Origin of the sequence: Microtetraspora malaysiensis (genome assembly GCF_001528665.1) — a bacterium.
GTDB classification, from domain to species: Bacteria; Actinomycetota; Actinomycetes; order Streptosporangiales; family Streptosporangiaceae; genus Microtetraspora_A; species Microtetraspora_A malaysiensis.
In genome coordinates this window covers 90,514-115,823 of sequence record NZ_BBYJ01000030.1, presented here as the reverse complement: position 1 = coordinate 115,823, position 25,310 = coordinate 90,514, and the positions used below count along the sequence as shown (strand labels likewise).

Below are 25,310 nucleotides of genomic sequence, written 5' to 3'. Positions count from 1 at the left end.
GGATGCGTATGCGAAGCCGCGGGTGGCGGGGGATGAGCGGCCGCTTCGGGTGCGGAACGCGGATGTGTTGATCGCGTTGTTGGAGCAGCAGATCGGTACCGAGTTGCTGGTGTTGATCAACGCCGAGTCCCTTCCCGATGACCCTCCCGCTTCTTCACCGGGCGAGACGTCCGGCTCCTCATCAGCGGGAACGCCCACGCCTTCGCGGCCGAAGGCGTCCGACTCCACACCGGCCGGAACGTCCTCCTTCTCGGGTGGGCAGGCGTCTGCCGCTTCGTCGGCCGACGCGTCCGGCTCGCCGGAAGGCAGCGCTCACGATGGTGTGCGGCGTGATCGCCCTGCCCGGGACAATGAGCGGCTCGGCCACAGCGATCAAGATGACACGAGCCGCGAGCAGGACACCCGCAGCAACGGGCGACCCGACCAGAGCGCTGGGCACGACGCAGGGCATCGCCGGGAAACTCACGACGGCGGGCGGCGAGATGAAGGCACTCAACGCGACACGGACGGACGTGGCCAGAGAGCACCTGGCCAGGACACTCGCGACGGCGGGCAGCATGGCCGGAGCGCTGGACGCGACGCGGACGAACGCGGTCAGAGAACGGGCGACCAGGACACCCGGGCCGGTAGGCCGAACGATCGGCCTGCCCGCGATGGCGAACAGCGCAAACGAGGACCGGGACACGCACGGGGACAAGGCCAGGCGCGGGGACCGGGACAGGAACAGGAGCGGGGACAAGCACAGGGGCGGGGTGCGGACTGGGCGACGCCCGGCGGGCTCATCTCAGGACGCACGCTGCCCGGGCTGCTGCTCGCCACCGGACAGCTTCTGCCCGTCACCGACATTCACCGTCTCGCCCAGACCTCCGGCCTCACCCGCCTGGTCATGGACGCCGACGGCTGCGTCCTCGACGTCGGACGCACCGCCCGCCGCGCCACCCGACGACAACGCCGCGCCATCCTCACCCGCTACACCCGATGCATGGTCGACCACTGCCCCATGCCCGCCCACCTCTGCCAGATCGACCACATCACCAACTGGTCCGACGGCGGCACCACCGACCTGGACAACCTCGGACCCACCTGCCAGTTCCACAACCGCGACCGCTACCGCAACCCCACTCACTACCAACTCCACCGCGCCGGCAAGAACCGCTGGGGATTCACCTACCTCGGCCCCCGGTCGTCGATGCGTGCGGGGCGAGCACGGTAGTCCTGCCGTCGCCACTCCTGCAGCAGCTCGGTGGTGCTCGGGCAGTCGGCCCGGCAGCGGCCGTCCTACGGGGTTGTTCTGGCCGTCAGCGGGTCGGGGCCTGGCCACCGCTGGGTCGGGGCCGGCGGGTCGTCGACGCGGTCGCATCCGGCCGGACGGGGACTTCGCCTCCGTCGTCGTGCCAGGTCGTCGTGCCACCGCGCCTGACTTACCGAGCGTGCCGAGCCTGGCCCGGTGATCCTGACCCGCCGAACCTCACCCGCCGTGCGCTCCGTGGAAGGGCGTGGTGACGCCCTCGTACGCGAGGTGGAGGGCCATGCCCATGTCGGCGTGGGCGAGGTTGTGGCAGTGGTTCATCCACATGCCCGGGTTGTTGGCGAGGAAGGCCACCTCCCACACCTCGCCGGGGCGTACGTCGAAGGTGTCGACGTACAGAGGGCTGCCGGTCGGCGTGCGGCCGTCGCGGCTGAGGACGAGCACCCGGTGTCCGTGGAGATGCCAGGGGTGGGTCTCACGTCCCCGGTTCACGACCTTGATCCGGACCAGGTCGCCTTCCGCCACCTTCTGAGTGGGGATGGAGGGGAACGCCTGCCCGTTGACCGTCTGCGCGTACGCCGGCCGGCCGTTGACCATGGCGAGGCCCTGATCGAGGACGAGGGTGAATCTGCGGTCGGCCGGCGCGCTCGGGTCGAACGGCGGCGTCGCGGGCCGCCCGTACGCGAGGGGGTCGAGCTCCGGCCAGCTCGCGGTGGACGTCACCGCGCCGGATGGTCCGGGGGAGGGGGTGGCGGCCGTTTTTGCGGCCTTGGTGGGTGTTCTCGCCTGGGAGGCGCCGGATACGGGAGGCGACAGCCGTAGCCCCTCGATGCGGTCGTCCACGATCAGCCGCACCTCTCCGTTCCCGGCCGGGTCGAGTTCGAGCGGCATGGTGAAGACGAGGTCGTACCGGCTCCCCGCAGGTAGCCGCAGGCCGACCTCACTGACCTCGCCGGGTTCGATCACGTCGTTGCCGTCGATCGCCGCCAGCCGGTACGGCGTGCCGGTCAGGGCGAACCGGTGCGGCGTGTTGTCGGTGTTGACCAGGCGCAGGCGCACCGGCATGCCGGGGGCGACCCGCTGCTCGATGGGCTGGTCGTGGTTGCCGAGGACGGTCATCCCGGAGAACGTGTGCACGGGGAGGGTGAGGTCCACGCCCTCGGTTCTGGGGGCGGTGCGGGGGCGGACCACGAGGGTGCCGTACAACCCCATCCGCACGCCGAGGTCGGACACCTCGTGGGTGTGGTACCAGTACGTGCCGGCCTGGGTGGCGAGGAAGCGGTAGACGAACTCCTCGCCGGGCATGACCGAGTTCTGGGTCAGGCCGGGGACGCCATCCTCGCCGGAGGGCACGTCGTAGCCGTGCCAGTGGAGCGTCACGCCCGACTCGATGTCGGCGTTGCGCAGCCGTACCTCGATCAGGTCGCCCTCGACGGCGACGATCGGCGGGCCGGGCACCTGGCCGTTGAAGGTCCAGGCGGTGACCTGCTGTCCGGACGACAGGGCGATGGTGGAGGTACGCGCGGTCAGCATGTACCGGCGCACCCTGCCGCCCTCGGTCGGAGTGGTCGGGCCGCGCAGCGAGGTCACCGGTACGGCCTGCTCTCCACGCCGTTCGTACCGCGCGTGCTGCTCGTCGGAGACGCCGCCGAGGTCGCTCGCCTCACCCGGCGCGAGCGCCAGCCCGGTCCCGAGCAGGCCGACCGCGAGGATCGCGGACATACCGGGGCGCAGGCCGCGTACCGGAGGGCAGGCGATCCGCCAGCTCACCAGCAGGGCGACCCCGAAGAACGCGATCGTGAGCAGGCCGGTGCTCCAGGTCGCGGGATAGCCGAGCAGGAGGGTGTGCACCAGCCCCGCCGCGGCGGCGAATCCGGCGCCGAACAGAGGCATGACCACGATCGGCCGGGCCGCGGCGACCCCGCGCCCACGGGCCGCCTCGACCAGGCGCGGCCCGGCGAGCACGGCCGCGACCAGGACGGCGAGGCCGAGAAGGGGCACCGCGATGATGACCTTCTCCTGGACGAACCACCAGCCGGCCCGGGCGAGCGCGATCACGCAGGCCATCCGGGCCAGTGTCAGCAGCACGGCCACGGGAAGCACGGCCAATGCCGCTTTCGGACGCCGGGTGGCGGCCGCCGCCCCGGTCCCGAGCCACGCGAGCGCGGTCAGGGCCGAGGCGAGAAGGTCGAGCGCGAGCAGCCCCGAAACGGTCATGGCACCGGTGCCGTCACGGTTCTCGGAGTCGCTCCGTCAGCGGACGCGAGCCGGCGGGCTCCGGCGAGCACCCGCCCGGCGACGGCCATGATGGCCAGGCCGTTGATCGCGTGCAGGCCGAACACGGCGAGTGACGCGGCGGTGGTGTTGCCGGTGCCGTCGTTCAGCGCCCGGCCCAGCATGATGATGATCATCTGGACGACGACGAGGCCGAGCGGCAGGATGCTCAGGCCGATCAGGCGGCCCGGAGCCTTCACCAGCGTGGCCACCACGGTGATCACCAGAGACAGGACCGGGATGGCCATCATCCCGAGCGTGGCGTGCAGCTCGTACGAGTCGCTGGTCTGCGGCCGGTCGAAGGCGCCGATCCCCGCGAAGTAGAACTGCGCGAGTACGGCGATCAGTTGCAGGCCGGCCAGCGCGACGTAGATCCTGCGCACGGTGCGCTCCCTTCAGATACGTGGGTTCGGGAGGATCCTGTCCCATCACGCCCGCGCCGTCGTCGTCCGGCCAGAGGCACGTCGAGTACGACCAGGGGAGTACGCGAGGGGGGTGCGGCGTCTCGCCCGTCGCCGGAGGAAGGTGCGATGGCTTCCCCCAGGACAGGCGACGTCCGGTTTGGATCTACTCAGATCACGCTCAGGTCATGATCAAATTATGCTCGCGCCGGGCACTCAGATCAGGCCGAGCGCCAGCATGGCGTCGGCGACCCGCTTGAAGCCGTCGATGTTGGCGCCCGCCACGTAGTTGCCGGCCAGGCCGTACTCGTCGGCGGTGCTCAGGCAGCGGTCGTGGATGTCGCGCATGATCTCGCGCAGCCGGCGCTCGGAGAACTCGAACGTCCACGAGTCGCGGCTCGCGTTCTGCTGCATCTCCAGCGCGCTGGTGGCCACGCCGCCCGCGTTGGCGGCCTTGCCCGGTCCGAAGGCCACGCCCGCGTCCACGAAGATCCGGATCGCCTCGGGCATGGTCGGCATGTTGGCGCCCTCGCCCACGGCGACGCAGCCGCCGCGGACCAGCCGCTCCGCGTCCTTTCCGGTGATCTCGTTCTGCGTGGCGGACGGCATCGCCACCTCGCAGTCCACCTCCCAGACGCTGCGGCCGGGCACGAACACGGCGCCGTCGCCGCCGCGCTTGGCGGCGTACGCGCTCAGCCGCTTGCGCTCGACCTCCTTGACCTGCTTGAGCAGGTCGAGGTCGATGCCCTTCTCGTCGACGACGTATCCGGAGGAGTCGGAGCAGGCGACCACGACGCCGCCGAGCTGACGTACCTTCTCGATCGTGTAGATGGCGACGTTGCCCGACCCGGACACCACGACGCGCTTGCCCTCGAAGGACGTGCCGCGCGCCTTGAGCATCTCCTCGACGAAGAAGGCGCAGCCGTACCCGGTGGCCTCGGTGCGGACCTGGGCGCCGCCGAAGCTGAGTCCCTTGCCGGTGATGACGCCGGACTCGTATCGGTTCGTGATGCGCTTGTACTGCCCGAAGAGGTAGCCGACCTCGCGGCCGCCGACGCCGATGTCACCGGCGGGGACGTCGGTGTACTCGCCGATGTGGCGGTAGAGCTCGGTCATGAAGCTCTGGCAGAAGCGCATGATCTCGCGCTGGGAGCGGCCCTTCGGATCGAAGTCCGAGCCGCCCTTGCCGCCGCCGATGGGCAGGCCGGTCAGGCTGTTCTTGAAGATCTGCTCGAAGCCGAGGAACTTGATGATCCCCAGATAGACCGAGGGGTGGAAGCGAAGCCCGCCCTTGTACGGCCCGAGCGCGCTGTTGAACTCGACCCGGAAGCCGCGGTTGATCTGCACCTCGCCCTGGTCGTCCTCCCAGGGAACCCGGAAGATGATCTGCCGCTCGGGCTCGCAGATGCGCTCGATGATCTTCGATTCCGCATACTCCGGGTGCTTGCCGAGAACCGGGCCGATGCTCTCCATCACCTCGCGTACAGCCTGGTGGAACTCGATTTCCCCGGGATTGCGGCGCAAAACGTTGTCGTAGATGGTCGACAGCTTCTCGTGTAGCACCCGGTACCCCGTTCGTCAGGTCTGGTGGTCCATGCCCCCTAATCTTATGAGTCCCGACTTGACGCTGTTATGCCGGATCGGCACGTCAGCGCCGCTTTGCGTCCATATTTCGGACAAAGGCGGTGGACGTCGGCTTTACCTGCGGCTCCTGTTACGGTGGGTCGCTTGCGTGGCCTCTCTTGCCATGCTCTGTTGTAGGTCTCTTGATGCTCTCTTGACGGAGGCGTTCGGTGGTGCGGCGGTCTTTTGCGGCGGGGCCGGCGAGGTGAAGGGACGGCAGACCGGGTGGGGCTCGGCCATGCTCAACCGGTTCCAGAACCCGACACAGGTCCTGGCGACCTGTTTCGGCAGCGTGATCCTGCTCGGCACTCTTCTCCTGAGGCTGCCGATCGCGACCACCTCGGGCGAGTCCGCCGACTGGGTGTCCGCCCTGTTCACCGCCACCTCCGCTGTCTGCGTGACAGGGCTGGCCATCGTCGACACCGGTGGGCACTGGTCGGCCTTCGGTGAGGGAGTGATCGCCGGGCTGGTCCAGATCGGCGGGTTCGGGATCATGATTCTGGCCACCCTGTTCACCATGATCGTGTCGAACCGGATGGGGCTGCGCGCCCGCCTCATGGCCCAGGCCCAAACCAGCACGCTCACCGTCGCCGACGCCCGGCGGGTGGTCCGCAACGTCATCGTCTTCAGCCTCGTTTCGGAGGCGGTCGTGGCCGTGATCCTCACCGGCAGGCTGATGATCGGGTACGGCGAGTCGTTCGGCACGGCGCTCTATCACGGCGTCTTCCACGCCATCTCCGCGTTCAACAACGCCGGATTCTCCCTGTGGCCGGACAGCCTGACGCGTTTCGTGTCCGATCCGTGGATCTGCCTGACCATCGCCGGAGCGGTGATCGTCGGCGGGCTGGGCGTCCCGGTGATATTCGAGCTGCTGCGTTCCTGGCGTCGCCCCAGCCGATGGACGGTGCTCACCCGTGTAACGGTGGTCGTCACCACGCTGCTGCTCTCCGTGAGCACCATGGTGTTCCTGATGACCGAGTGGCGCAATCCGGGCACCCTGGGGGCGCTCAAGGACTCCGACAAGCTGCTGGCCAGCTTCTTCACGGCCGTCATGCCGCGGTCCTCCGGCTTCAACACCATCGACGTCTCCCAGATGGAGTCGTCGAGCTGGCTGGTCACCGACATCCTGATGTTCGTGGGCGCGGGCAGCGCGGGCACGGGTGGGGGCATCAAGGTGACCACGCTCGGGTTGCTCGCCTTCGTCATCTGGGCGGAGATCCGGGGCGAGCCTCAGGTCAACATCGGGCACCGCAGGCTCACCGAGTCCGCGCAGCGTCAGGCTGTCGCGATCTGCATGCTCGGCGTGGCGCTCGTCGCCATAACCACGTACGTGTTGCTGATCATGACCCCACACAGCCTGGACCAGGTGCTGTTCGAGGCGGTCTCCGCCTTCAGCACCACGGGCCTGTCCACCGGGATCACCCCCGATGTGCCGCCGGCCGGGCACCTGATGCTGGTGGTGCTCATGTTCATCGGCAGGATCGGCCCCCTCACGCTCGGCTCGGCGCTCGCCCTCAAGGAGCGCACCCGCCGCTACGAACTACCCGAGGAGCGAGTCATCGTTGGCTGAGAAGAAGAACGACCCCGTCGTGGTGATCGGGCTCGGCCGTTTCGGCAGATCCCTCGCGCTGGAGCTGGTGCGGAGGGGGGCCGAGGTCCTGGCCATCGACAGCCGCCCCAAGCTGGTGCAGAGCCTGGCCGGGCAGATCACGAACATCGCGACCGCGGACGGCACCGACATCGAGGCTCTGCGCCAGCTCGGCGTGCCGGACTTCTACCGCGCCGTGGTCGCCATCGGCAGCGACCTGGAGGCGAGCATCCTCGCCACCTCGCTGCTCGTCGAGCTGGAGATCGAGGACATCTGGGCCAAGGCGGTCAGCCGGCAGCACGGCCGGATCCTGCACCGGATCGGCGCCCACCATGTCGTCTTCCCCGAGCACGACATGGGGGAGCGGGTCGCGCACATGGTCAGCGGCCGGATGCTCGACTACGTCGAGGTGGACGAGGGGTTCGCTCTGGTCAAGACCCACCCGCCCAAGGAGTTCGTCGGCGTACCGCTGGGGGAGTCCAAGCTGCGCCACAAGTACGGTGTGACGATCGTCGCGGTCAAGAGCCCCGGCGAGGAGTTCACCTACGCCACCCCCGACACCGAGCTGTCGTACGGCGACATCGTGCTCGTCTCCGGCAGGAGCGACAACGTCGAGCGCTTCGCCGAACTCCCCTGAGCCCTGCGCCTGACCCCCTGACTGAGCTCTGAGCCCCTGACTGAGCCTGACCCCCGGCCTCCGAGCCCCCGAGCCCCAAGTCTGAGTCGGAGCCGTAACGGCTCGGCGAGGGCCGATGATGCCCCATCTGTCGCATAAGAGGCAATTGGTCACTTTGTCTGTCATTTATCGGGTTTTGCGGAGATCGAGGAGCTGGTCGAGGGGTCGACTGGGCATAATTCGCCTTGGTCACACGTTTGCTTAGCTGTACTAACTTCTTCGAGGCTAGGGGGCAGAGAAGATGTGCGGTATAGCCGGCTGGATCGACTACAACCGTGATTTGGGAGCCGAGCGCGACACCGCCCGGGCCATGACCGAGACCATGGCGTGCCGGGGCCCGGACGCCGAGGGACTGTGGACGGAGCCGCACGCGGCGCTCGGCCACCGCAGGCTCGCCATCATCGACATCGAGGGCGGTCGCCAGCCGATGGCGGCGGAACACGACGGGCGGCTGCTCGCCGTCCTCACCTACAGCGGCGAGGTCTACAACTTCCGCGAGCTGCGCGCCGAACTGGCCGTCCGCGGCCACCGCTTCCGCACCGAGAGCGACACCGAGGTCGTCCTGGAGGCGTACCTGGAGTGGGGCGAGGACTTCGTCGACCGGCTCAACGGCATGTACGCCTTCGCGATCTGGGACGCGCGGCGCGAGGAGCTGCTCCTGGTCCGCGACCGGATGGGCATCAAGCCGCTGTACTACTACCCGACCCCGTCCGGGGTGCTGTTCGGCTCCGAGCCCAAGGCGATCCTCGCCAACCCGCTCGTTGAGCGGGTGGTCGACGCCGACGGGCTGCGCGAGCTGCTCGCCTTCGTCAAGACGCCCGAGAGCGCCGTCTACCGGGGCATGTACGAGGTCCGCCCCGGCCAGATCGTCCGGGTCCGCCGCGAGGGCCTGACCAAGCGCCGCTACTGGCGGCTCGAGTCCCGCGAGCACACCGACGATCTCCCCACCACGATCTCCACGATCCGCGGGCTGCTGGACGACATCGTCGGCCGCCAGCTCATCTCGGACGTGCCGCTGTGCACGCTGCTGTCCGGTGGTCTCGACTCCAGCGCGGTGACCGCGCTGGCCGCCCGGTCCCTGGGATCGACCAAGGTGCGCTCGTTCTCGGTCGACTTCGCCGGGTACACCGAGAACTTCCAGCCCGACGCCATGCGCGACACCCCCGACGGGCCGTACGTCCACGACGTGGTCGAGCACATCGGCGCGGACCACACCGACATCGTGCTGAACTCCGCCGACCTGATGAACCCGGCCGTACGCGCCGCGGCGCTGCGGGCGCGTGACATCCCGATGGGCATGGGCGACATGGACACGTCGCTCTACCTGCTGTTCAAGGCGATCAGGGAGCGCTCGACGGTGGCGCTGTCCGGTGAGTCCGCGGACGAGGTGTTCGGCGGCTACAAGTGGTTCCACGACCCGGACACGGTGAACGCGGGGACCTTCCCCTGGCTGGCCACCGTGGGCGTCGGCCACCGTAACGGCCTCACCACGCTGTTCGACGAGCCGCTGCTGCGCAAGCTGGACATCCCCGCCTACCGGGCGGACTCCTACCAGCAGGCACTGGCCGCGGTGGAGCCGCTGCCCGGAGAGAGCGGCCTGCAGAAGCGGATGCGCGAGGTGAGTCATATGCACCTCACCCGCTTCGTGCAGATCCTGCTCGACCGCAAGGACCGGATGAGCATGGCCGTCGGCCTTGAGGTGCGTGTCCCGTTCTGCGACCACCGTCTGGTGGAGTACGTCTTCAACACCCCGTGGGCGATGAAGACCTTCGACGGCCGGGAGAAGAGCCTGCTGCGCGCCGCCACCGGCGACGTCCTGCCGCGCTCGGTCGTCGAGCGCCGCAAGAGCCCGTACCCCTCGACACAGGACCCCGCGTACGAGCGGGCGCTCCAGGTGGAGTCGGCGCGGCTGCTCAGCCGGGACGACCTCGCGATCGCGCCGCTGCTCGATCTGGCCAAGGCGCGGAACGTCCTCGACCACGAGGTGGGCACGACCAGCCTCCAGGAGAACAGGACGGCCATGGAGCAGCTCGTCCAGTTCAACGCCTGGATGGAGGAGTACGGGGTGCGGGTCACCATCTGAGCCACGGCTCCCGGCTTTGACAGAACAGCGCCGTCCTGCGGGGCGGCGCTGTTCGCGTCCGCCGGCAAAACAGGAGCGCGCAGACCTTGACGTCCACGCGGGGCCCGAAGGCAGGCGGGGGAGGAGAAGAATGGTCATTTCTCGTACAGCGATTCTCATCTCTGCGTAGTGTCTGAATCACTAATAGTGATCGAAGCGGGGGTTGTCGTTGTTGACTCGCGCGCAGATCCGGCTTGTCATGGCCGGACTCATGCTCGCCATGCTGCTCGCCGCCCTGGACCAGATGATCGTGGCCACCGCGCTGCCGATGATCGCGCAGGAGCTCGGCGGGCTTGATCAGCTCTCCTGGGTGGTCACGTCCTACCTGCTCGCCTCCACCGCCGGGACCCCGCTCTACGGCAAGCTCTCCGACCTGTATGGCCGCAAGCAGATCTTCCAGGGCGCGATCGTCATCTTCCTGATCGGCTCGATCCTGTGCGGCCTCGCGCAGAACATGGCCCAGCTGATCGTGTTCCGGGGTGTCCAGGGGCTCGGCGGCGGCGGGCTCATGGCGCTGGCGATGGCGGTGATCGCGGACGTCGTCCCGCCGCGTGACCGGGGCCGCTACCAGGGACTCTTCGGAGGTGTCTTCGGCCTGGCCAGCGTCGCGGGCCCGCTCGTCGGCGGCTTCTTCACCGACCATGCCACCTGGCGCTGGATCTTCTGGATCAACCTTCCCATAGGCGTGGCCGCGCTCGCCGTGATCGCGGTCGCGCTGCACCTGCCCCGCGCCACGGTGCGGCACCGCATCGACTATCCGGGCGCTGTCCTCCTGGTCGCCGCGGTGTGCTCCGTCCTCATGGTCACTGTGTGGGGCGGCCGGACGTACGACTGGGGATCGCCGCAGATCATCGGGCTGGCGGTCGCCGGGGTGGGCCTGACGGCGGCGTTCGCCGTCCGCCAGCGCAGCGCGGCAGAGCCGATCCTGCCGCCGCGGGTGATCGCCGACCCGGTGGTCGCGGTGAGCGCCGGCCTGTCGCTGCTGTCCGGTGTCGCGCTGTTCGGCGCGGTCGTCTACCTGCCCACCTACTTCCAGATCGTGCGCGGGCAGTCGGCGACGGAGTCCGGCCTCGCCCTGGTCCCGCTGACCGGCGGAGTGATCGTCGCCTCCCTGGTGAGCGGCCTGGCGGTCTCCAAGACGGGCCGCTACAAGGCGATGCCCGTCATCGGCGCGGCGCTGCTGGCCGTGGGGCTCTACCTGCTCGGCCTGGTCGAGATCGACACCTCGATGGTGCTGATCATGGCCTTCACCGTCGTGGTCGGCCTGGGGGTGGGCGCCTTCATCCAGGTTCCGCTGGTGGCGACGCAGAACGCGGTGCGTCCCGGCGACATCGGCACCGCCTCCAGCGCCATCGCGTTCTTCCGCACGCTGGGCGGCTCGCTGGGCACCGCGCTGTTCGGCACGATCCAGATCCGCACCCTGGAGGACGAGCTGGCCAGGGCCGGGCTGCCGGCGCAGGCCGCCCAGCTCGATCCCACCCTGCTCACCCGGCTGCCCGCCGCGCAGCTCCACAGTCTGCTCGAAGCGTTCACCACGGCGGTCCAGGCCGTCTACCTGTGGGCGATCCCGTTCGCCGTGGCGAGCCTGCTGCTCGCGTTCTTCCTGAAGGAGGTGCCGCTGCGCGGCGAGGTGACCGTGCGGCCGAGCGCGGTGACGCTCGCGGTCACCGGCGTCGCCCTCGCCTGGCTGGCCGACCGGCTCGAACGCGGGCACTCGCCCCGGCTGGTCGCGGCCGCGGCCCGGCTCCTCCCGGACCAGGGTCCGGACGGGAGCGGGGACGACCATGTGCGGGCCCGGCTGGCCTCGCGCAGGTTGATCAGGCCGTTGGCCGGCCAGGTGCTGCTCGCGGCATTGACGGAAAAGGAGAAGAAATGACCCGCTATCTGGCCGGCTTGATCGCGGCGACCGCCGCGCTCGCCGGCGGTGTCTGGCTGCTGCTCGCGCCGTACGGGCTGGACTACCCCTCGGGTGGGACGGCGGTGCGGGTGGACATGTGGACGGGAGCGGGTGTGTGCGTGATCGCCCTGGCCACGATCGGGGTGTGGGCGCGGGCCTGGCGCGGGCAGCTCCGCGCCGACGGACTTCTGCCCGAGCGTCCCGTCGAGGAGCCGGCCGCGGCGGCCGAGGCGGAGCAGCCGCCCGCTCCCGCGCCGGTGGCCGTACCGACGACAGAGGACCTGCACAGCCTGCTCAAGCCGCTGGTGGCGGCGCTCGCCGCGGACCAGCTTGAGCGGACGGGCAACAGGCACAACGAGGAGGACTGGTGAGCAGATGGGGGATCGCCGGCGTCGGCCTGCTCTTCGTGGCCGGGGTCTGGCTGGTCGCCGCGCCGTTCGTGACCGGCCAGCAGCCGGAGGGCGCGGCCTGGACGGCGGCCACGCGCAACGATGTGATCGTCGGCGCGGTGCTGGCGTTGCTCGGCTTCATCGGCTTCTTCACGGTGCTCGCCGGTCACGTCGCCGATATGTATGCCAGGGGCCCGCAGCCTCCGGCCCAGCGCTGACCCGCGACCACCGGGCTTGCGGTTCTCCCGGCGGGGACGTGCCCGCTGTGCGGGTGTGTCCCTCGCCCGCCCCCGCCGGGAGAACCTTCATTTCCTGAAATTTCCCGACAAGGGTTATTTCAGGCCGGCGTCGACGGCGCTGGTCAGCGTGCCGGTGTCACCGGACATCTCCCAGATCATCACGCCGAGCAGCCCCTTGCTGCGAAGCCACGCGGTCTTCTTGCCGATCGACCACGTGTCGTCGAAGGTCCACCACTGGCCCGGCTGGCTCGCGCTGCCGGTGTAACAGAAGGTGGCCACCGCCTGCTCGTCGTGCCGTACGGGGCAGCCGGGCACGCTCGCCACCAGGTTGCTGTAGCCCCGGGTGCCCGCCTCCTCCTGGAACTGGCCCGGCGCGGCGCCGGTGGCGGACTGCCACTCGCCGTACTTGCCGCCGTCGGTGACGCCCTGCCAGCCGCGGCCGTAGTACGCGAGCCCGATGGTGAGCTTGCGCGGGTTCACCCCGGCCTGCAGGTACGCGTTGACCGCGTTCTCGACGCTGAAGTGGAACGAGTAGGGGTCGTCGACGTCGGTGTACAGGTTGCCCGCGTGGCCGGTCCGGTTCGGCTCCCAGGAGTTGTCGCTGCCCGAGCCGTGGAAGTCGTAGCCCTGGATGTTGAAGATGTCCAGGTTCTTGGCCACCTCGGGAAGGTCCCAGCCGGCCTCGATCTTCGCCGGGTCGGCCGGCGTGAACGCGGTGAGCTCGTACCGCTTGCCGGTCTCCGCGGTCAGCGCGTCGAGCTGCTTGCGGAACTCGGCGATCAGTGCGGTGTTGTTCGCCTTGTCGTTCGCGCCGACGTGGTTGCCCGGGTGCCCCTCGGCGCCCGGCCACTCCCAGTCGAGGTCGATGCCGTCGAAGATCCCGGCGGCGCTGCCCGGCCCGCCCGCGCTGTTGTACTCGGGCAGGTTGCCCTTGATGTACATGTCGATGCACGAGCTGACGAACTTCTTGCGGGCCGCGTCGGTGGCGGCGGCGTCGGAGAAGTACTTCGAGTACGTCCAGCCGCCGATCGAGATCAGGACCTTCAGGTTCGGGTACTTCGCCTTGAGCTTGCGGAGCTGGTTGTAGTTGCCGCGCAGCTTCTCCCAGCCGGTGTCGGCGACCCCGTCCACGGACTGGGCCGAGCTCATCGGCCGGCCGTAGTCGGCGTCGGCGTCGCCCGCGCCGTCACCCTGGCTCGGGTCCTGCGGATCGGACGAGGTGCCCTTGGTGACGCCGTTGAGGCAGGTCAGCTTGACCGGGTCGATGTTGGCGAAGGCGTAGTTGAGGTGGGTCAGCTTCGCCGCCGCCCCGGTCGTGTCGAGGTTCTTCACGAAGTACTGCCGGCCGTAGATGCCCCACTGGACGAAGTAGCCGACCCGGGCGTACCCGTTCTCGACGATGTCGGCGGTGGTCGCCTTCACGGCCGCGCTGGCGGCGGACGTGTTGTCGTACAGGTCGCGGGCCCGCACGGTGAAGGAGTACTCCGTGGACGGGGAGAGCCCGGTGACCGTGGCGGTCGTGCCGAGGACGCTCGTGGCCAGGGTCGAGCCGACGTACACGTCGTATCCGGCGACGCCCTTGTTGTCGGTCGAGGCGTCCCAGGCGAGGGAGACGCTGGACGAGGTCTTGCCGGTGCTGCGTAGGTTCGCGGGCACGGTCGGCGGCTGGGTGTCGTCGGCCGGGTTGCTGGTGGTCACCTTCAGCGGCGTGCTCGCCGGGGAGAGGGTGCCCTTGCGGTCCTTGGCCTTCACCGTGAACGTGTACTCGGTGTTCGGGGTCAGGCCGGCGACCGTCGCGGCGGTGCCGGTGACCGTCGTGGCGAGCTCGGCGCCCCGGTAGACCTCGTACGCGGTGATGGGCAGGGTGCCGGGGGTCGCGGCGTCCCAGGCGAGGGAGACCGTCTTGGTGGTCTTGACCGGCGAGCGCAGGTTGCCCGGCGCCGACGGCGGGGTGTCGGCCGAGCCGTCACACGGCACGTCGTTGACCCGGCAGCTCGTCGGCTCCACCGGTGAGCTGAGCGTGAACGTCGGGCTGTACGGCTCCGTGGTGGCGTGCGCGTTCACCTTGGTGTTGTAGAAGGCCGGGCTGAGCGTGACCTGGCGGCCGCTCTGGCTCAGCGAGCCGTTCTGGGCGTTGCTCGCGGTGACGCCGGCGGGCAGCTCGAACTGGATCGACCAGCTGTCGAGCGCGGCGTCGCCGTTGTTCTCGACGACGAACTTCCCCTGGTTGCCGCTGAGCGAGAAGCTCGCCACGACCGGCGCGGTGGCAGGCGGCGGGTCGCCGCTGCCGTCGCAGTTCGCGTTGTTGATCAGGCAGCTCGTGGGCTGCGTGGGCGAGCTGAGGGTGAAGGCCGGGCTGTACGGCTCGGTGTTCCCGTTCGCCCCGACGGTGTTGATGTAGAACGCCGGCGTGAGCTTGACCCGCGTGCCGGTCTGCGTGGTCGTGGCGTTCTGGGCGTTGCTGACGGTGACGCCGGCGGGCAGTTCGAACTGGATGGACCAGCCGGTGACGGCTGAGCTGCCGGGGTTGCTCACCACGAATTTGCCCTGGTTGCCAGTCAGGGTGAAGGCGGCGGTGAGGCGGCCGGCGGCGTGTGCGGGGGCCGCGACGAACGCGACCATCATGGCGATCGGGAGCAGTAGGACGGCTAATCGGCGCATGTGAGAGCTCTTTCCGTAAGGAAAGTTTCCTAATAATTAGCCGGATCGTAACTTGCGCTCATGACTGCGGCAAGGCCCAAAACCATCGAGTCGGTAAATGTCCGGCTTGCGCGGATGGGCTAGCTTTGGGCTATCGTGGTGATATCACTTCAATAGCAAGGGGGAACGATGGAGCGTAGGGCGTTCCGTCTGAACGGCTTCGCCGTACTGGTCGGGCTGCTGGTGCTCGGCGGCGTCGTCGCCGTATTCGCGCTGCGCAGCCTGTCGGCAGACGGGGTGGGCGGTGGAACGATGAGCGACGACCCGGGCGACTTCGCGCTCCCGGGCCTGGCCGTGGTCGCGTGGATCGTGGTCTTCTTCATCGCGGCGACCGGATTCACCGTGATCAACCCCAACGAGGCCAAGGTCGTGCAGTTCCTCGGCCGGTATGTCGGCTCGGTGAGCGAGGCCGGCTTCCAGTGGGTGCTCCCGCTGACGACCAAGCAGCGGGTGAGCCGGCGCGTGCGCAACTTCGAGACGGCCAAGCTCAAGGTCAACGACGCCGACGGCAACCCGGTCGAGATCGCCGCGGTCGTCGTCTACAAGGTCGTCGACACCGGGCGGGCCGTGTTCGCGGTGGACGACTACGAGGAGTACGTGGCCATCCAGTCGGAGGCCGCGGTGCGCCACCTGGCCACCAGCCACCCGTACGACTCGCACGTCGAGGGCCGGACCAGCCTGCGGGACGGCGTCGAGGTGGCCGGGGAGCTCACCGCCGAGCTGCGCGAGCGCACCGATCTCGCGGGGATCGAGGTGCTCGAGGCCCGGATCACCCACCTGGCGTACGCCCCCGAGATCGCCCAGGCCATGCTGGTCCGGCAGCAGGCCGCCCAGGTGGTCGCCGCGCGCGCCCACATCGTCGAAGGCGCGGTCGGTATGGTGGGTCTCGCCCTGGACCGGCTCGCCGCGCAGGGCGTGGTCGAACTCGACGAGGAGCGCAAGGCCCAAATGGTGTCCAACCTCCTGGTCGTCCTCTGCGGCGACCGGGCGACCCAGCCGGTGGTCAACGCCGGCAGCCTCTATGCCTGACGCGTCCTGACCATGGTCGAACGCAAGAAGCTCCTGCTCCGGCTCGACCCGGCCGTCTACGAGGCGATCGCCAGATGGGCCGCCGACGACCTGCGCAGCGTCAACGCCCAGATCGAGTACGCGCTGCGCCTCGCGCTCAAACAGGCGGGCCGCGAGGCGAAGCGCGACGCCGGAGGGGGAGCGGCAGACCGGACCGCGGAGCCGGACGTCCCGGCGGGCTGACCCGCCTGGGGGCGTCCGGCACCAGGGGGACAGACCGGTTGGTCCGCGGCCGCGGAGCAGGGGCACGGAGCGGATGTGCTATGGAGGAGCCGTGACGAATCCCCAGGTCGACCCCCACGCCGATGTTCACGCCGATGTTCACGCCGGCGCTCACGCCAATGTCCACGCGCTGAACGGCAGGCCCTTCGACGCCGTTCTGTGTGACCTCGACGGCGTGATCCGCTTCTATGACATGACCGAGTTGACCCGGATGGAACGCGCGGCCGGGGTGGCGGAGGGAACGACCGCCGGGCTCGCGCTCGCGCCGGAGAACGATCTGCCGGTGCTCCGGGGCGAGCACACCGTGGAGCAGTGGCGGGACACCATCGCCGCCGCGCTCGCCGATCACGTGTCCGAGGACAAGGCCCGCGAGCTGGCCGCCATGTTCACCCGGACGCCGTTCCGCGTGGACGAGAAGGTGCTGGAGCTGCTCCGCCTCGCCCAGGCACAGGTGCCCGTCGTGCTGGTGACCAACGCGACCCCAGAGGTGGAGGACGACCTCGCCGGGCTGGGGCTCGCGTACTTCGCGGACGACGTGGTGAACAGCGCCCGGGTCGGCGTGGTCAAGCCCGATCCGGCCATCTACGCGATCGCCGCCGAGCGGGCCGGCGTCCCGATGGACCGGTGCCTCTTCGTGGACGACCGGGCGGAGAACGTCGAGGCCGCCGTGGCGCTCGGCATGACCGGCGTCGTGTACGTCGGGGTCGCGGACCTGGAGGCGGCGCTGGCCCCGCTGCTGGCCCCGCCGGCGGACCGGGCCACCCGCTGATCGAGCCCTGGACGAGACGGCCGCCTTCCCGGCGATCGGGTGGGCGGCCGTTCGCTTCCCGGGCGTCGGGGCGGCGAGCCGGGCAAACCCGATTACCGGCAATCGTGGAGATTACGGCGGTTGGGCGCCGGGAACCTCCCGCACGATGCGAGCGCGATCAGCCGCGTGCGGTGCGACCGACGAGCCTCGCTGCCACGTCCCACCGAAGGAGCCACCGTACCCATGCAGGCACGTCTGCCTGTCACGAAGCCGCGCGGATCCGGACTGGTCGCCCCGCCCGGAACGACGCGGCACGGCACCGGTGACGGCGCCGGGAGCAACGTCGTCCTCACCGTTCTCCACGGGGACGACCTGCCGCCTTCGCGGGACCGGCTGCACGACCTGGCGGGCGAGGTCCGGTACGCCCGCGGAGCGGAGCTGGGCGACGCGCTGCCGGGGAGTGACGCGCTGCTGCTGTGGGACTCGTTCTCGCCCGCCCTGCGCGCGGTCTGGCACCGTGCCGAGGCGCTGCGCTGGATCCACGTGGCGGCGGCGGGCGTGGACCGGATGCTCTTCGACGAGCTGCGCGCCTCCGACGTCGTCGTGACGAACTCGCGCGGCGTCTTCGACCGGCCCATCGCCGAGTATGTCCTCGCGTGCGTCCTCGCCTTCGCCAAGGACATGCCGGGATCGTGGCGCCTGCAGTGGGAACGCCGCTGGGAGCACCGCGTGACGGAGCGGCTCGACGGGAAGACCGTCATGATCGTCGGCACCGGGGCCATCGGACGGGCGATCGCCCGCATGCTGCGCGCGGTGGGGCTCACGGTGCTCGGCGCGGGCCGCTCGACGCGGGACGGTGACGCCGACTTCGGTGAGGTGTTCGACTCCTCACGGCTCCCGTCGCTGGTCGCGGACGTCGACTACCTGGTCAGCGTCACGCCGCTGACCCCCGAGACCAGGAAGCTGATCGACGCCGACGTCATCGGGGCGCTGAAGCCGTCGGCCCGGCTGATCAACGTCGGCAGGGGCGAGACGGTGGACACCGACGCCCTGGTCGAGGCGCTGCGAGCGGGACGGCTCGCGGGGGCGGCGCTCGACGTGTTCGAGGAGGAGCCGCTCCCCGCCGGGCATCCGTTGTGGTCGTTCCCCCAGGTGCTGATCTCCCCGCACATGAGCGGCGACGCGGCGGGGTGGCGGGACGCCCTCGCGGAGACCTTCCTGGAGAATCTGCGCAGGTACGTCGCGGGGGCTCCGCTGATCAATGTGGTGGACAAGCACCTCGGCTTCGTCCCCTCGTCCTGACCACGAGGCGCGCGCCGCCGAAACCGGCCGAGGCGCGGCGTCTCGTGGGGGAACGGTGGCTTCGGGCCTGGTCCGTAGCCGAAGCCCGGACCCGGCCCGCGATCCGCCGTGTTGCGGCGTTCCGCCCGGGAGGACCTGGGGAGCGCCGGTTCAGGGTCAGGGCTTACACCACGCCTTGACCGCGATGATCACCTTGAACGCCTGCACGCGGGTGATCGCCCCGCCGCCCTTGGACAGCTCCGCGACCGTGAACTGGGGGAGGCTCATGCCGCCGTCCTCGGGCTTGAGGATGCGCTGGCACACCAGGCCGCCCTGCCGGATCGCCCGGTCCTCGTTTTCGGCGAGCTCGGGCGCGATCTCCCGGAGGGCCGCCAGGTAGACCGCGCGCTGCGCGGAGGTCGGGCCGGGCAGCGCCTCGGTGGTGGGGGCGGCCGCCCCGCTCTTGGCCGGCTTCGCCTCCGACGCGGAGTCGTCGCCGCCGGTCAGGAGAATGATCGCGCCGACGACGGCGGCGACGACCACGACCGCGATGACGATCAACAACGGCATCTTGCTGCCGGGCTTGCGGCGGGAGGTGGGCGGCGTCGGCGGGGGAGGCGTGGGCGTGGGCATGGGGGGCTGCATCGGGGAGTGCGGCTGCGGTTGCGGCGCCTGCTGGTGCCATTGCTGTGGGGGGTCGTGTGGCTGCTGATAGCCAGGCGTTTGGTGCATGATTTGGAACGTTAGAGCCCCGGGCTCCGCCTTGTCCCGGCCAAACGTCCAAATGTCCACTTTTGGTCGGCGCTAATCCTGTTTACGATCTTATAAATACGACATGATTATATAAAAGTGACATAAAGCGCTATTTGTCGTGTAAGGGTGAAAACGGCGTCAAAGGGTGCTTTGTCTGGCTTGTTTCGGCGCAGAGCGGAGAGACCTGGGAAAGGTCCACGTTCTGTCGCGAAGGGAAACGACCATGTCCGGACTCCCTCGGCTGCCGTTCGCGCGGAACGACGTCCTGGCGCTCGCCCCCGAGTTCGGCCAGCTCAGAGCCGACGAGCCGATCACCCGGGTGCGGACCGCGACCGGCGACGAGGCCTGGCTGGTGACCGGCTGGCAGGAGATCAGGCAGGTCTTCGCCGACGAGCGGCTCGGCCGGTCGCACCCCACCCCCGCGTCGGCGCCCCGGCTGTCCAACAGCGCGTTCGCGGGCGGCCCGACCGGCGACCACGCCACCGAACGCGAGGTCCACGATTCCATGCGGCGGTTGCTCACACCCGCCTTTTCCGCGCGGCGCGTACAACGCCTCACCGGACGCGTGGAATTGCTCGTGGACGCACTGCTCGACCGGATGGCCGCGCAGGGGCCGCCCGCCGATCTGCACGGCAGCCTGTCCGCCCCCCTGCCCATTCACGTGATCTGCGAGCTGCTGGGCGTGCCGTACGAGGACAGGGAGCGGTTCCGGGCGATCGCGGAGGAGATGACGGACCTGACCGACCCGGCGCGCTCCGCGGCCGCCCAGGCGGAGATGAACGCGTACAGCTTCGCCGTGGTGCGGGCCAAGCGGGAGCACCCGGGCGAGGACGTGTACTCCGACCTCGCCACCGCTGAGCTGCCCGAGGCGGAGATCGCCAGGATCGCGGGCGGCCTCCTGTTCGCCGGGCACGAGACGACCGTCAACCAGATCGACTACGGCGTGCTGCTCCTCCTGCGCGATCCGGAGCAGCGGGACGCCCTGGCCCGCGACCCCGGGCGGGCCCCCGCCGCGGTGGAGGAGATCCTGCGGATGGCCGCGCCCAGCCAGCACGGGCTGGTCCGGTACGCGCACGAGGACGTCGAGATCGGCGGCGTGACGGTCCGCGCCGGTGAGCTGGTGGTGCTGGCGACGTTCGCCGCCAACCGGGACGAGCGGGTCTTTCCCGACCCGGAACGGTTCGACATCGGGCGCGAGACGGAGAACGCGCACGTCGGGTTCGGCTACGCGGGCCGCTACTGCCTGGGGGCGAGCCTGGCCCGGATCGAGCTGCGCGCCGTGTTCCAGGCGCTCTTCCCGCGCTTCCCCACCCTGAGCCTGGCCGTGCCGTACGAGGAGCTGGAGGTGCGCTCCGACCGGCTCACCGGCGGGTTCGCGGCGCTGCCCGTCGCCTGGTGAGACGCCGAGCGGGGACCGCCCGGCCGGGCGGGGGGTAACTCGCCGGGCCGGGCGGAGGGCTCACGGTCGCGGGCGCGGTCGCGGGCGCGAGCCGTACCGGCCGAGGGCGGTCCGTGGACCCGCGAAGCGACGCGGATCCACGGAGCCCGCCGATCAGAAACCGGCCGTGATCTTGGTGAACTCCCAGTTCTGCTGCGCGATGCCGCTACAGTTCTCGGCCACGCCGCCGCCCGGGCACGGCCGGTCGCGGTTCGCCGACCAGAACGCGAGGCGGGTCAGGCCCTTGGACAGCGCCCAGTCACGGATCTGCGTCCACGTCGCCGGGCTGGTCTGCTCCTGCTGGTCGGACAGGCCGTTCATGCCGGAGATGCCCATGTGCGCGTACGCCTGGGCGTCGGTCCAGCCGTTGGCGGACTTGAGCGCGTTCTTCAGGCCCTCGGAGGCGTTGACCGTGTTCTGGTACATGTTCGCGCCGCCGCCGAAGTCGAACGGCATGATCGTGTAGTTGTCGATCGGGACTCCCAGCGCCTTCGCCTGGTTGATCAGGCGGACGCCGTGCGAGTTCGGCCCCGAGGTGGTCGTGCCGAAGGTGACCACGACCTTGACGTTCGGGTTGTTCTGCTTGACGGTCTTCAGGCCGTTGAGGATGCGGTCCTGCACCGTGTAGTTCTCGAACTCGTCGGTGTTCTCGATGTCGAAGTCGACCACCGCCGGGCCCACCGCGTCGATGACCTGCTGCACGGCCCCGGCGAAGGCGGCCGGGGTGGAGCAGTTCGGGCCGAGCTTGTTGCCCTGCCAGCCGCCGAACGAGACCTGGACGCCGCCGCCCTTGGACTTGACCGTCGAGATCGTCTGGGCGTCCACGCCGCCGGAGAGCTGCCGCTGGCCGTCCCACTTCGGCGTGCAGCCGCCGCCGGACAGGATGAACGCCATCGTGAAGGACTTGATCCCGGTCGCGTCCATGACCGTCGCCGCGTTCGGCGGGTCGCCCCAGCCCATGTAGAGGTACGGCGCGCCCGGCATCCGGCCGCCGGTCGGGCAGCCGGTGGTGCTGCCGGTGACCGCGCCGCTCGCCGCCGACTCGCCCGTCGCGTTGTACGCCTTGACGGTGTAGGTGTGCGACGAGCAGGTCGTCAGGTTGGAGATCGTGGCGGTGGTCCCGGTCACCTGGGCGACCTGCGTGCCGCCCTCGTAGACGCGGTAGCCGGTCACGGTGCCGCTGGAGGCCGGCCAGGACAGCGAGATCGACGAGTCCGCGTTGCCGGTGACGGTCGGCGTGCCCGGGGCGCCCGGCGCGCCGTTGCCGCTCTGGGTGCTCGCGGTCAGCGTGTTGCTGGGGTCGGAAAGGTTGTTCGCCGCGTCCCGGGCGCGGACCGTGTAGCTGTAGGAGGTGCCCGCGGACAGGCCGGTGTCGGTGTACGTCGTCCCGGTGACGGTCGTCACCAGGTTGCCGTTCCGGTAGACGTTGTAGCCGGTGACACCGGTGTCGTCGGTGGAGGCGTTCCAGGCCAGCGAGATGCTGCCGGTCGTGCTGCCCGTGCTGCGCAGGTTCCCCGGAACCGACGGCGGCGTGGTGTCGCCGCCTCCGCCGCCCGCGACCTTCCACAGGGCCGGGACGTTCGGCGGCTCCCATCCGGGCAGCGAGGTGTGTCCCTGCACGCATTCGTAGTCGACGCCGTTGTACGTGACTTTCGCGCCGGTGCTGTAGGCCGTCCACGCCTGCCAGGCCGGATACGCGGCCAGCGTGGTCGAGGCTCCGAGTGCCGCCGGACTGGCGGCGGCGATGCCGAGGGTGGACATCGCGGCGGCGGCGAGTGCCGCCGTCGCCATGCGACGCAATCTCATTCGCACTCCTTGGGGGGTTAAGGGAGGGTAGCGAGGTGAGGCTTGACGGTCTTGGAGAAGTTCCAGTTGTTGCTGGCGTCCCAGTTGATCGACCAGGTCATCGCGCCCCTGATCTCGGGGTAGGCGCGCGGCGGCACGAAGGTCCCGCAGCTGGTACGGGTCGCCAGGCAGGTGAGGGCCTGGTTGACCAGGGAGGGTGACACGACGCCGCCCCCGGCCGCCCCGGGCCCGGCGGGCAGGCCGAGCGCGACCTGGTCGGGGCGCAGGCCGTTCTCAAGCTGGATGCAGGCCAGCGCGGTCATGAAGTTGACCGTCCCCTGCGAGTACGCGGCGGACTGGTCGCAGCCGAGCATGGAGCCCGAGTTGTAGTACTGCGTGTGGACGACGGTGAGGATGTCCTTGATGTTCAGCGCGAGCTTGAAGTACTCCATCCCGGTCGACTGCATGTCGATGGTCTGCGGCGCCATCGTGATGATCAGCCCCGCGCCGGCCTTGGTCCGCAGGGAGTGCAGCGCCTGGGACATGTAGGTGGCGTTGAGGCCGTTCTCCAGGTCGATGTCCACGCCGTCGAAGCCGTAGCTCTGCATCAGGGCGTAGACGGAGTCGGCGAACTTGGTCGCGGCGGCGGCGCTGCCGACCTGGATCCGGCCCTTCTCACCGCCGACGGAGAGGATGACCTTCTTGCCCCGGTTGCGCAGGGACTGCACGTCCGCCTTGAACTGCGCGTCGGTGTAGCCGCCGAGCCCGGCCGCCAGGTCGGCGCCCACGCTGAAGCTCACCTCACCGGCGGTGGAGGTCGCCTCGCCGAAAGCCACCGCGATCAGGTCGTACTCGTCCGGCACGGCCGACAGCTTCAGCAGCTTGGCCGCCTTGTTGTCGAAGTTGTGCCAGTACCCGGTGAGGAAGTGCTTGGGCAGCGGGCCGATCGGGCAGCCGGTCGTGGTGGCGGTGACCGGGTCGCTCGCCGGGCCGTCGCCGACCGAGTTGTACGCCGTGACCGTGTAGGTGTAGGGCGTGCAGGCGGTCAGGCCGGTGATCGCGTGCGAGGTGCCGGTGACGGTGGCCGCCACCGTGCCGCCGGTGCGGATCCGGTAGCCGGTGACCGTGCCGGTCGCGGCCGGCCAGCTCAGGGTGAGGCCGGTGTCGCCGATCTGTCCGGCGGTGACCGTCCCCACCTTGCCCGGCACGCCGCTGGAGCAGCCGGTGGTGCTTCCGGTGACCGCGCCGCTCGCCGCCGACTCGCCCGCCGTGTTGTACGCCTTGACGGTGTAGGTGTGCGACGAGCAGGTTGCCAGGTTGGAGATCGTGGCGGTGGTCCCGGTCACCTGGGCGACCTGCGTGCCGCCCTCGTAGACGCGGTAGCCGGTCACGGTGCCACCGGCCGCGCCCCAGCTCAGGGAGATCGAGCCGTCGGTGGCGCCCGTGACGCTCGGCGTGCCGGGCGCGCCCGGCGTGGTTTCGCCTCCGCCGCCCGCGACCTTCCACAGGGCGGGGACGTTCGGCGGCTCCCATCCGGGCAGCGAGGTGTGCGCCTGGACGCATTCGTAGTCGACGCCGTTGTACGTGACGCGCGTGCCGGCGCTGTAGGCCGTCCACGCCTGCCAGGCCGGATAGGCGGCCAGCGTGGTCGAGGCGCCGAGGGTGGGTGTCGCGGTGGCCTGGGCGGGTAGCGCGACGAGGCTCAGGAAGAGGGTCGCCAGGGCGACCAGGATGGCACGTGACTTCATGTTCACCTCGGGTCGGAGTGGGGGGTGCCGTACGGCTCGCGTCCGAGGAGGTGGCGGACGCGAGCCGTACGGGGCGGCGGCCGGGGCGGGAGAGTGCGCCGCGGCCGCGTGACCGGCCTGAGGACGGTGGCGGCTCCACCGGTCGTCAGGCCAGGTGAAGGGGGATCGGGGGGTGGGAGGTGTCAGCTAATCTTTTAATAAAGTTTCCTAAGAGTTGTGGCGATCGTAGCTTTGACATCCCGCCGTTACAAGGCCCAAAAGCCGGGGTGCGCCCGTAGCGGCGGCGAGGATCAGCGCGGGGTGAACTCCACCAGGGCGTCGGGCTTACGCATCAGGTCGGGCACCTCCGCGTCCGCCGCCGCGTACCCGACCGGGAAAAGGATGTACGGCCGCTCGTTGGCCGGCCGCGCGCAGATCTCACTGAGGAACGCCATCGGGTTCGGCGTGTGGGTGAGCGTGGACAGACCCATCCCGTGCAGCGCCGCGATGAACAGGCCGCAGGCGATGCCGACGCTCTCGTTGACGTAGTAGTGCTTGACCCGGGCGCCGTCGGGCCGCACGCCGTACTTCTCGGCGAAGCAGACGACCAACCAGGGCGCCACCTCCAGGTAGCCCTTGTCCGCGGTCGTCTCCAGCGGGGCCAGCGCCGCCCGCCACTCCGGGGTGAGCCGGCCGCCCTCGTAGTTCTGCCGCTCCTCGATCTCGGCGGCCTCCCTGATGCGCTTCTTGGTCGCCGCGTCGCCGATCAGCACGAACTTCCACGGCTGCTGGTGCGCCCCCGACGGCGCGGTGTTCGCGGCGCGCACCGCGAGTTCCAGGCACTCGCGCGGCACCGGTTCGTCGCTGAAGAAGCGAACGCTCCTGCGCTGGTCGAGGTGCTCGTAGAACGCCCGTCCTCGGGCGATCATCTCCGGCTCGTCGTACCGCTCCGGGTGGTACGGGACGAACGGGTGGGAATGCTGGCGTGCCATCGCAACCTCCACGGCTGTCATTTATGCACGCGTAGTCTGATTTGCCGCGTCAGACCGGGCAACAGGTCGGTCGATTCCCTGCCAGATCGGCAGCCACCGGGCCGGATCACCCCGCGGAAGTGAGCAGATTGGCAAGAA

21 protein-coding genes are annotated in these 25,310 nt (G+C 69.9%); 12 read left to right on the top strand and 9 right to left on the bottom strand.

Annotated features, from left to right (window positions below; all coding sequences use genetic code 11):
- Positions 1 to 228 (bottom strand): hypothetical protein (locus tag AWQ71_RS43455; RefSeq protein ID WP_218002062.1); only part of this gene is annotated, 228 nt, incomplete at its 3' end.
- 658 nt (positions 229 to 886) lie between these two features.
- On the opposite strand from AWQ71_RS43455, the gene AWQ71_RS42170 reads away from it, so the two are divergent.
- Positions 887 to 1,213, top strand: a complete 327-nt coding sequence (locus AWQ71_RS42170; RefSeq protein ID WP_157570726.1) for an HNH endonuclease signature motif containing protein — start codon at positions 887 to 889, stop codon at positions 1,211 to 1,213.
- A 255-nt stretch (positions 1,214 to 1,468) separates the two neighbouring features.
- Here AWQ71_RS42170 and AWQ71_RS33165 read toward each other — a convergent pair whose 3' ends face one another.
- The 3 genes from AWQ71_RS33165 to gdhA all read right to left on the bottom strand — a co-directional run bounded on the left by AWQ71_RS33165 (position 1,469) and on the right by gdhA (position 5,487).
- Entirely contained in the window at positions 1,469 to 3,466 is a 1,998-nt protein-coding gene (locus AWQ71_RS33165; protein ID WP_067140971.1) for a multicopper oxidase family protein, read from the bottom strand.
- Positions 3,463 to 3,906 carry a DUF6220 domain-containing protein gene (locus AWQ71_RS33160; protein ID WP_067140969.1) on the bottom strand — a complete coding sequence of 148 codons (444 nt, stop codon included), beginning with the start codon at positions 3,904 to 3,906 and terminating at the stop codon, positions 3,463 to 3,465. Before AWQ71_RS33160 ends, AWQ71_RS33165 begins: the two co-directional genes overlap by 4 nt.
- A gap of 234 nt (positions 3,907 to 4,140) precedes the next feature.
- A complete protein-coding gene (gene gdhA / locus AWQ71_RS33155; protein ID WP_067140966.1) occupies positions 4,141 to 5,487 on the bottom strand; it encodes an NADP-specific glutamate dehydrogenase in 1,347 nt (448 codons plus the stop codon).
- 214 nt (positions 5,488 to 5,701) lie between these two features.
- On the opposite strand from gdhA, the gene AWQ71_RS33150 reads away from it, so the two are divergent.
- The 6 genes from AWQ71_RS33150 to AWQ71_RS33125 all read left to right on the top strand — a co-directional run bounded on the left by AWQ71_RS33150 (position 5,702) and on the right by AWQ71_RS33125 (position 12,437).
- Positions 5,702 to 7,117 (top strand): TrkH family potassium uptake protein, encoded by a 1,416-nt coding sequence (locus tag AWQ71_RS33150; protein ID WP_369407230.1) that lies wholly within the window; start codon positions 5,702 to 5,704, stop codon positions 7,115 to 7,117.
- The gene (locus tag AWQ71_RS33145; RefSeq protein WP_174550779.1) at positions 7,110 to 7,772 is read left to right on the top strand and encodes a potassium channel family protein; all 663 of its coding nucleotides are present in this window, start codon (positions 7,110 to 7,112) and stop codon (positions 7,770 to 7,772) included. The genes AWQ71_RS33150 and AWQ71_RS33145 overlap by 8 nt, the downstream gene beginning before the upstream one ends.
- A 280-nt stretch (positions 7,773 to 8,052) precedes the next feature.
- Positions 8,053 to 9,894, top strand: coding sequence for an asparagine synthase (glutamine-hydrolyzing) (gene asnB / locus AWQ71_RS33140; protein ID WP_067140963.1), 1,842 nt, complete (start codon positions 8,053 to 8,055; stop codon positions 9,892 to 9,894).
- Positions 9,895 to 10,132: 238 nt separating this feature from the next.
- A complete protein-coding gene (locus tag AWQ71_RS33135; RefSeq protein WP_067140961.1) occupies positions 10,133 to 11,809 on the top strand; it encodes an MDR family MFS transporter in 1,677 nt (558 codons plus the stop codon).
- Complete coding sequence (locus AWQ71_RS33130) at positions 11,806 to 12,201, top strand: hypothetical protein (RefSeq protein WP_067140958.1); 396 nt, start codon at positions 11,806 to 11,808, stop codon at positions 12,199 to 12,201. The genes AWQ71_RS33135 and AWQ71_RS33130 overlap by 4 nt, the downstream gene beginning before the upstream one ends.
- Positions 12,198 to 12,437 (top strand): SPW repeat domain-containing protein, encoded by a 240-nt coding sequence (locus tag AWQ71_RS33125; protein WP_067140955.1) that lies wholly within the window; start codon positions 12,198 to 12,200, stop codon positions 12,435 to 12,437. The genes AWQ71_RS33130 and AWQ71_RS33125 overlap by 4 nt, the downstream gene beginning before the upstream one ends.
- 114 nt (positions 12,438 to 12,551) lie before the next feature.
- Here AWQ71_RS33125 and AWQ71_RS33120 read toward each other — a convergent pair whose 3' ends face one another.
- Positions 12,552 to 15,119, bottom strand: coding sequence for a glycosyl hydrolase family 18 protein (locus AWQ71_RS33120; protein WP_084259557.1), 2,568 nt, complete (start codon positions 15,117 to 15,119; stop codon positions 12,552 to 12,554).
- Positions 15,120 to 15,287: 168 nt separating this feature from the next.
- Here AWQ71_RS33120 and AWQ71_RS33115 point away from each other — a divergent pair, with 168 nt between their 5' ends.
- The 4 genes from AWQ71_RS33115 (at position 15,288) to AWQ71_RS33100 (ending at position 18,498) form a co-directional block, all read left to right on the top strand.
- Complete coding sequence (locus tag AWQ71_RS33115; RefSeq protein ID WP_067140952.1) at positions 15,288 to 16,187, top strand: SPFH domain-containing protein; 900 nt, start codon at positions 15,288 to 15,290, stop codon at positions 16,185 to 16,187.
- Positions 16,188 to 16,199: 12 nt separating this feature from the next.
- Entirely contained in the window at positions 16,200 to 16,409 is a 210-nt protein-coding gene (locus tag AWQ71_RS33110) for a type II toxin-antitoxin system antitoxin (protein ID WP_067140949.1), read from the top strand.
- A 91-nt stretch (positions 16,410 to 16,500) separates the two neighbouring features.
- The gene (locus tag AWQ71_RS33105; protein ID WP_218002061.1) at positions 16,501 to 17,217 is read left to right on the top strand and encodes an HAD-IA family hydrolase; all 717 of its coding nucleotides are present in this window, start codon (positions 16,501 to 16,503) and stop codon (positions 17,215 to 17,217) included.
- A 222-nt stretch (positions 17,218 to 17,439) separates the two neighbouring features.
- Complete coding sequence (locus tag AWQ71_RS33100) at positions 17,440 to 18,498, top strand: D-2-hydroxyacid dehydrogenase (RefSeq protein WP_084259555.1); 1,059 nt, start codon at positions 17,440 to 17,442, stop codon at positions 18,496 to 18,498.
- 156 nt (positions 18,499 to 18,654) lie between these two features.
- Here the strand turns inward: AWQ71_RS33100 and AWQ71_RS33095 are convergent, their stop codons facing one another.
- Positions 18,655 to 19,110, bottom strand: a complete 456-nt coding sequence (locus tag AWQ71_RS33095; RefSeq protein WP_067140946.1) for a hypothetical protein — start codon at positions 19,108 to 19,110, stop codon at positions 18,655 to 18,657.
- 343 nt (positions 19,111 to 19,453) lie between these two features.
- Between AWQ71_RS33095 and AWQ71_RS33090 the strand changes: the two genes are divergently transcribed.
- On the top strand, positions 19,454 to 20,629 hold the full coding sequence (locus AWQ71_RS33090) for a cytochrome P450 (RefSeq protein WP_067140943.1): 1,176 nt from the start codon (positions 19,454 to 19,456) through the stop codon (positions 20,627 to 20,629).
- 153 nt (positions 20,630 to 20,782) lie between these two features.
- Here AWQ71_RS33090 and AWQ71_RS33085 read toward each other — a convergent pair whose 3' ends face one another.
- The 3 genes from AWQ71_RS33085 to AWQ71_RS33075 all read right to left on the bottom strand — a co-directional run bounded on the left by AWQ71_RS33085 (position 20,783) and on the right by AWQ71_RS33075 (position 25,172).
- Positions 20,783 to 22,474 carry a fibronectin type III domain-containing protein gene (locus tag AWQ71_RS33085; protein ID WP_067140941.1) on the bottom strand — a complete coding sequence of 564 codons (1,692 nt, stop codon included), beginning with the start codon at positions 22,472 to 22,474 and terminating at the stop codon, positions 20,783 to 20,785.
- A gap of 17 nt (positions 22,475 to 22,491) precedes the next feature.
- Entirely contained in the window at positions 22,492 to 24,201 is a 1,710-nt protein-coding gene (locus tag AWQ71_RS42165; protein WP_067140938.1) for a fibronectin type III domain-containing protein, read from the bottom strand.
- Between the two features lie 290 nt (positions 24,202 to 24,491).
- Positions 24,492 to 25,172: a nitroreductase family protein gene (locus AWQ71_RS33075; protein ID WP_067140935.1), complete on the bottom strand. Its 681-nt coding sequence runs from the start codon at positions 25,170 to 25,172 to the stop codon at positions 24,492 to 24,494.
- Positions 25,173 to 25,310: the final 138 nt, after the last annotated feature.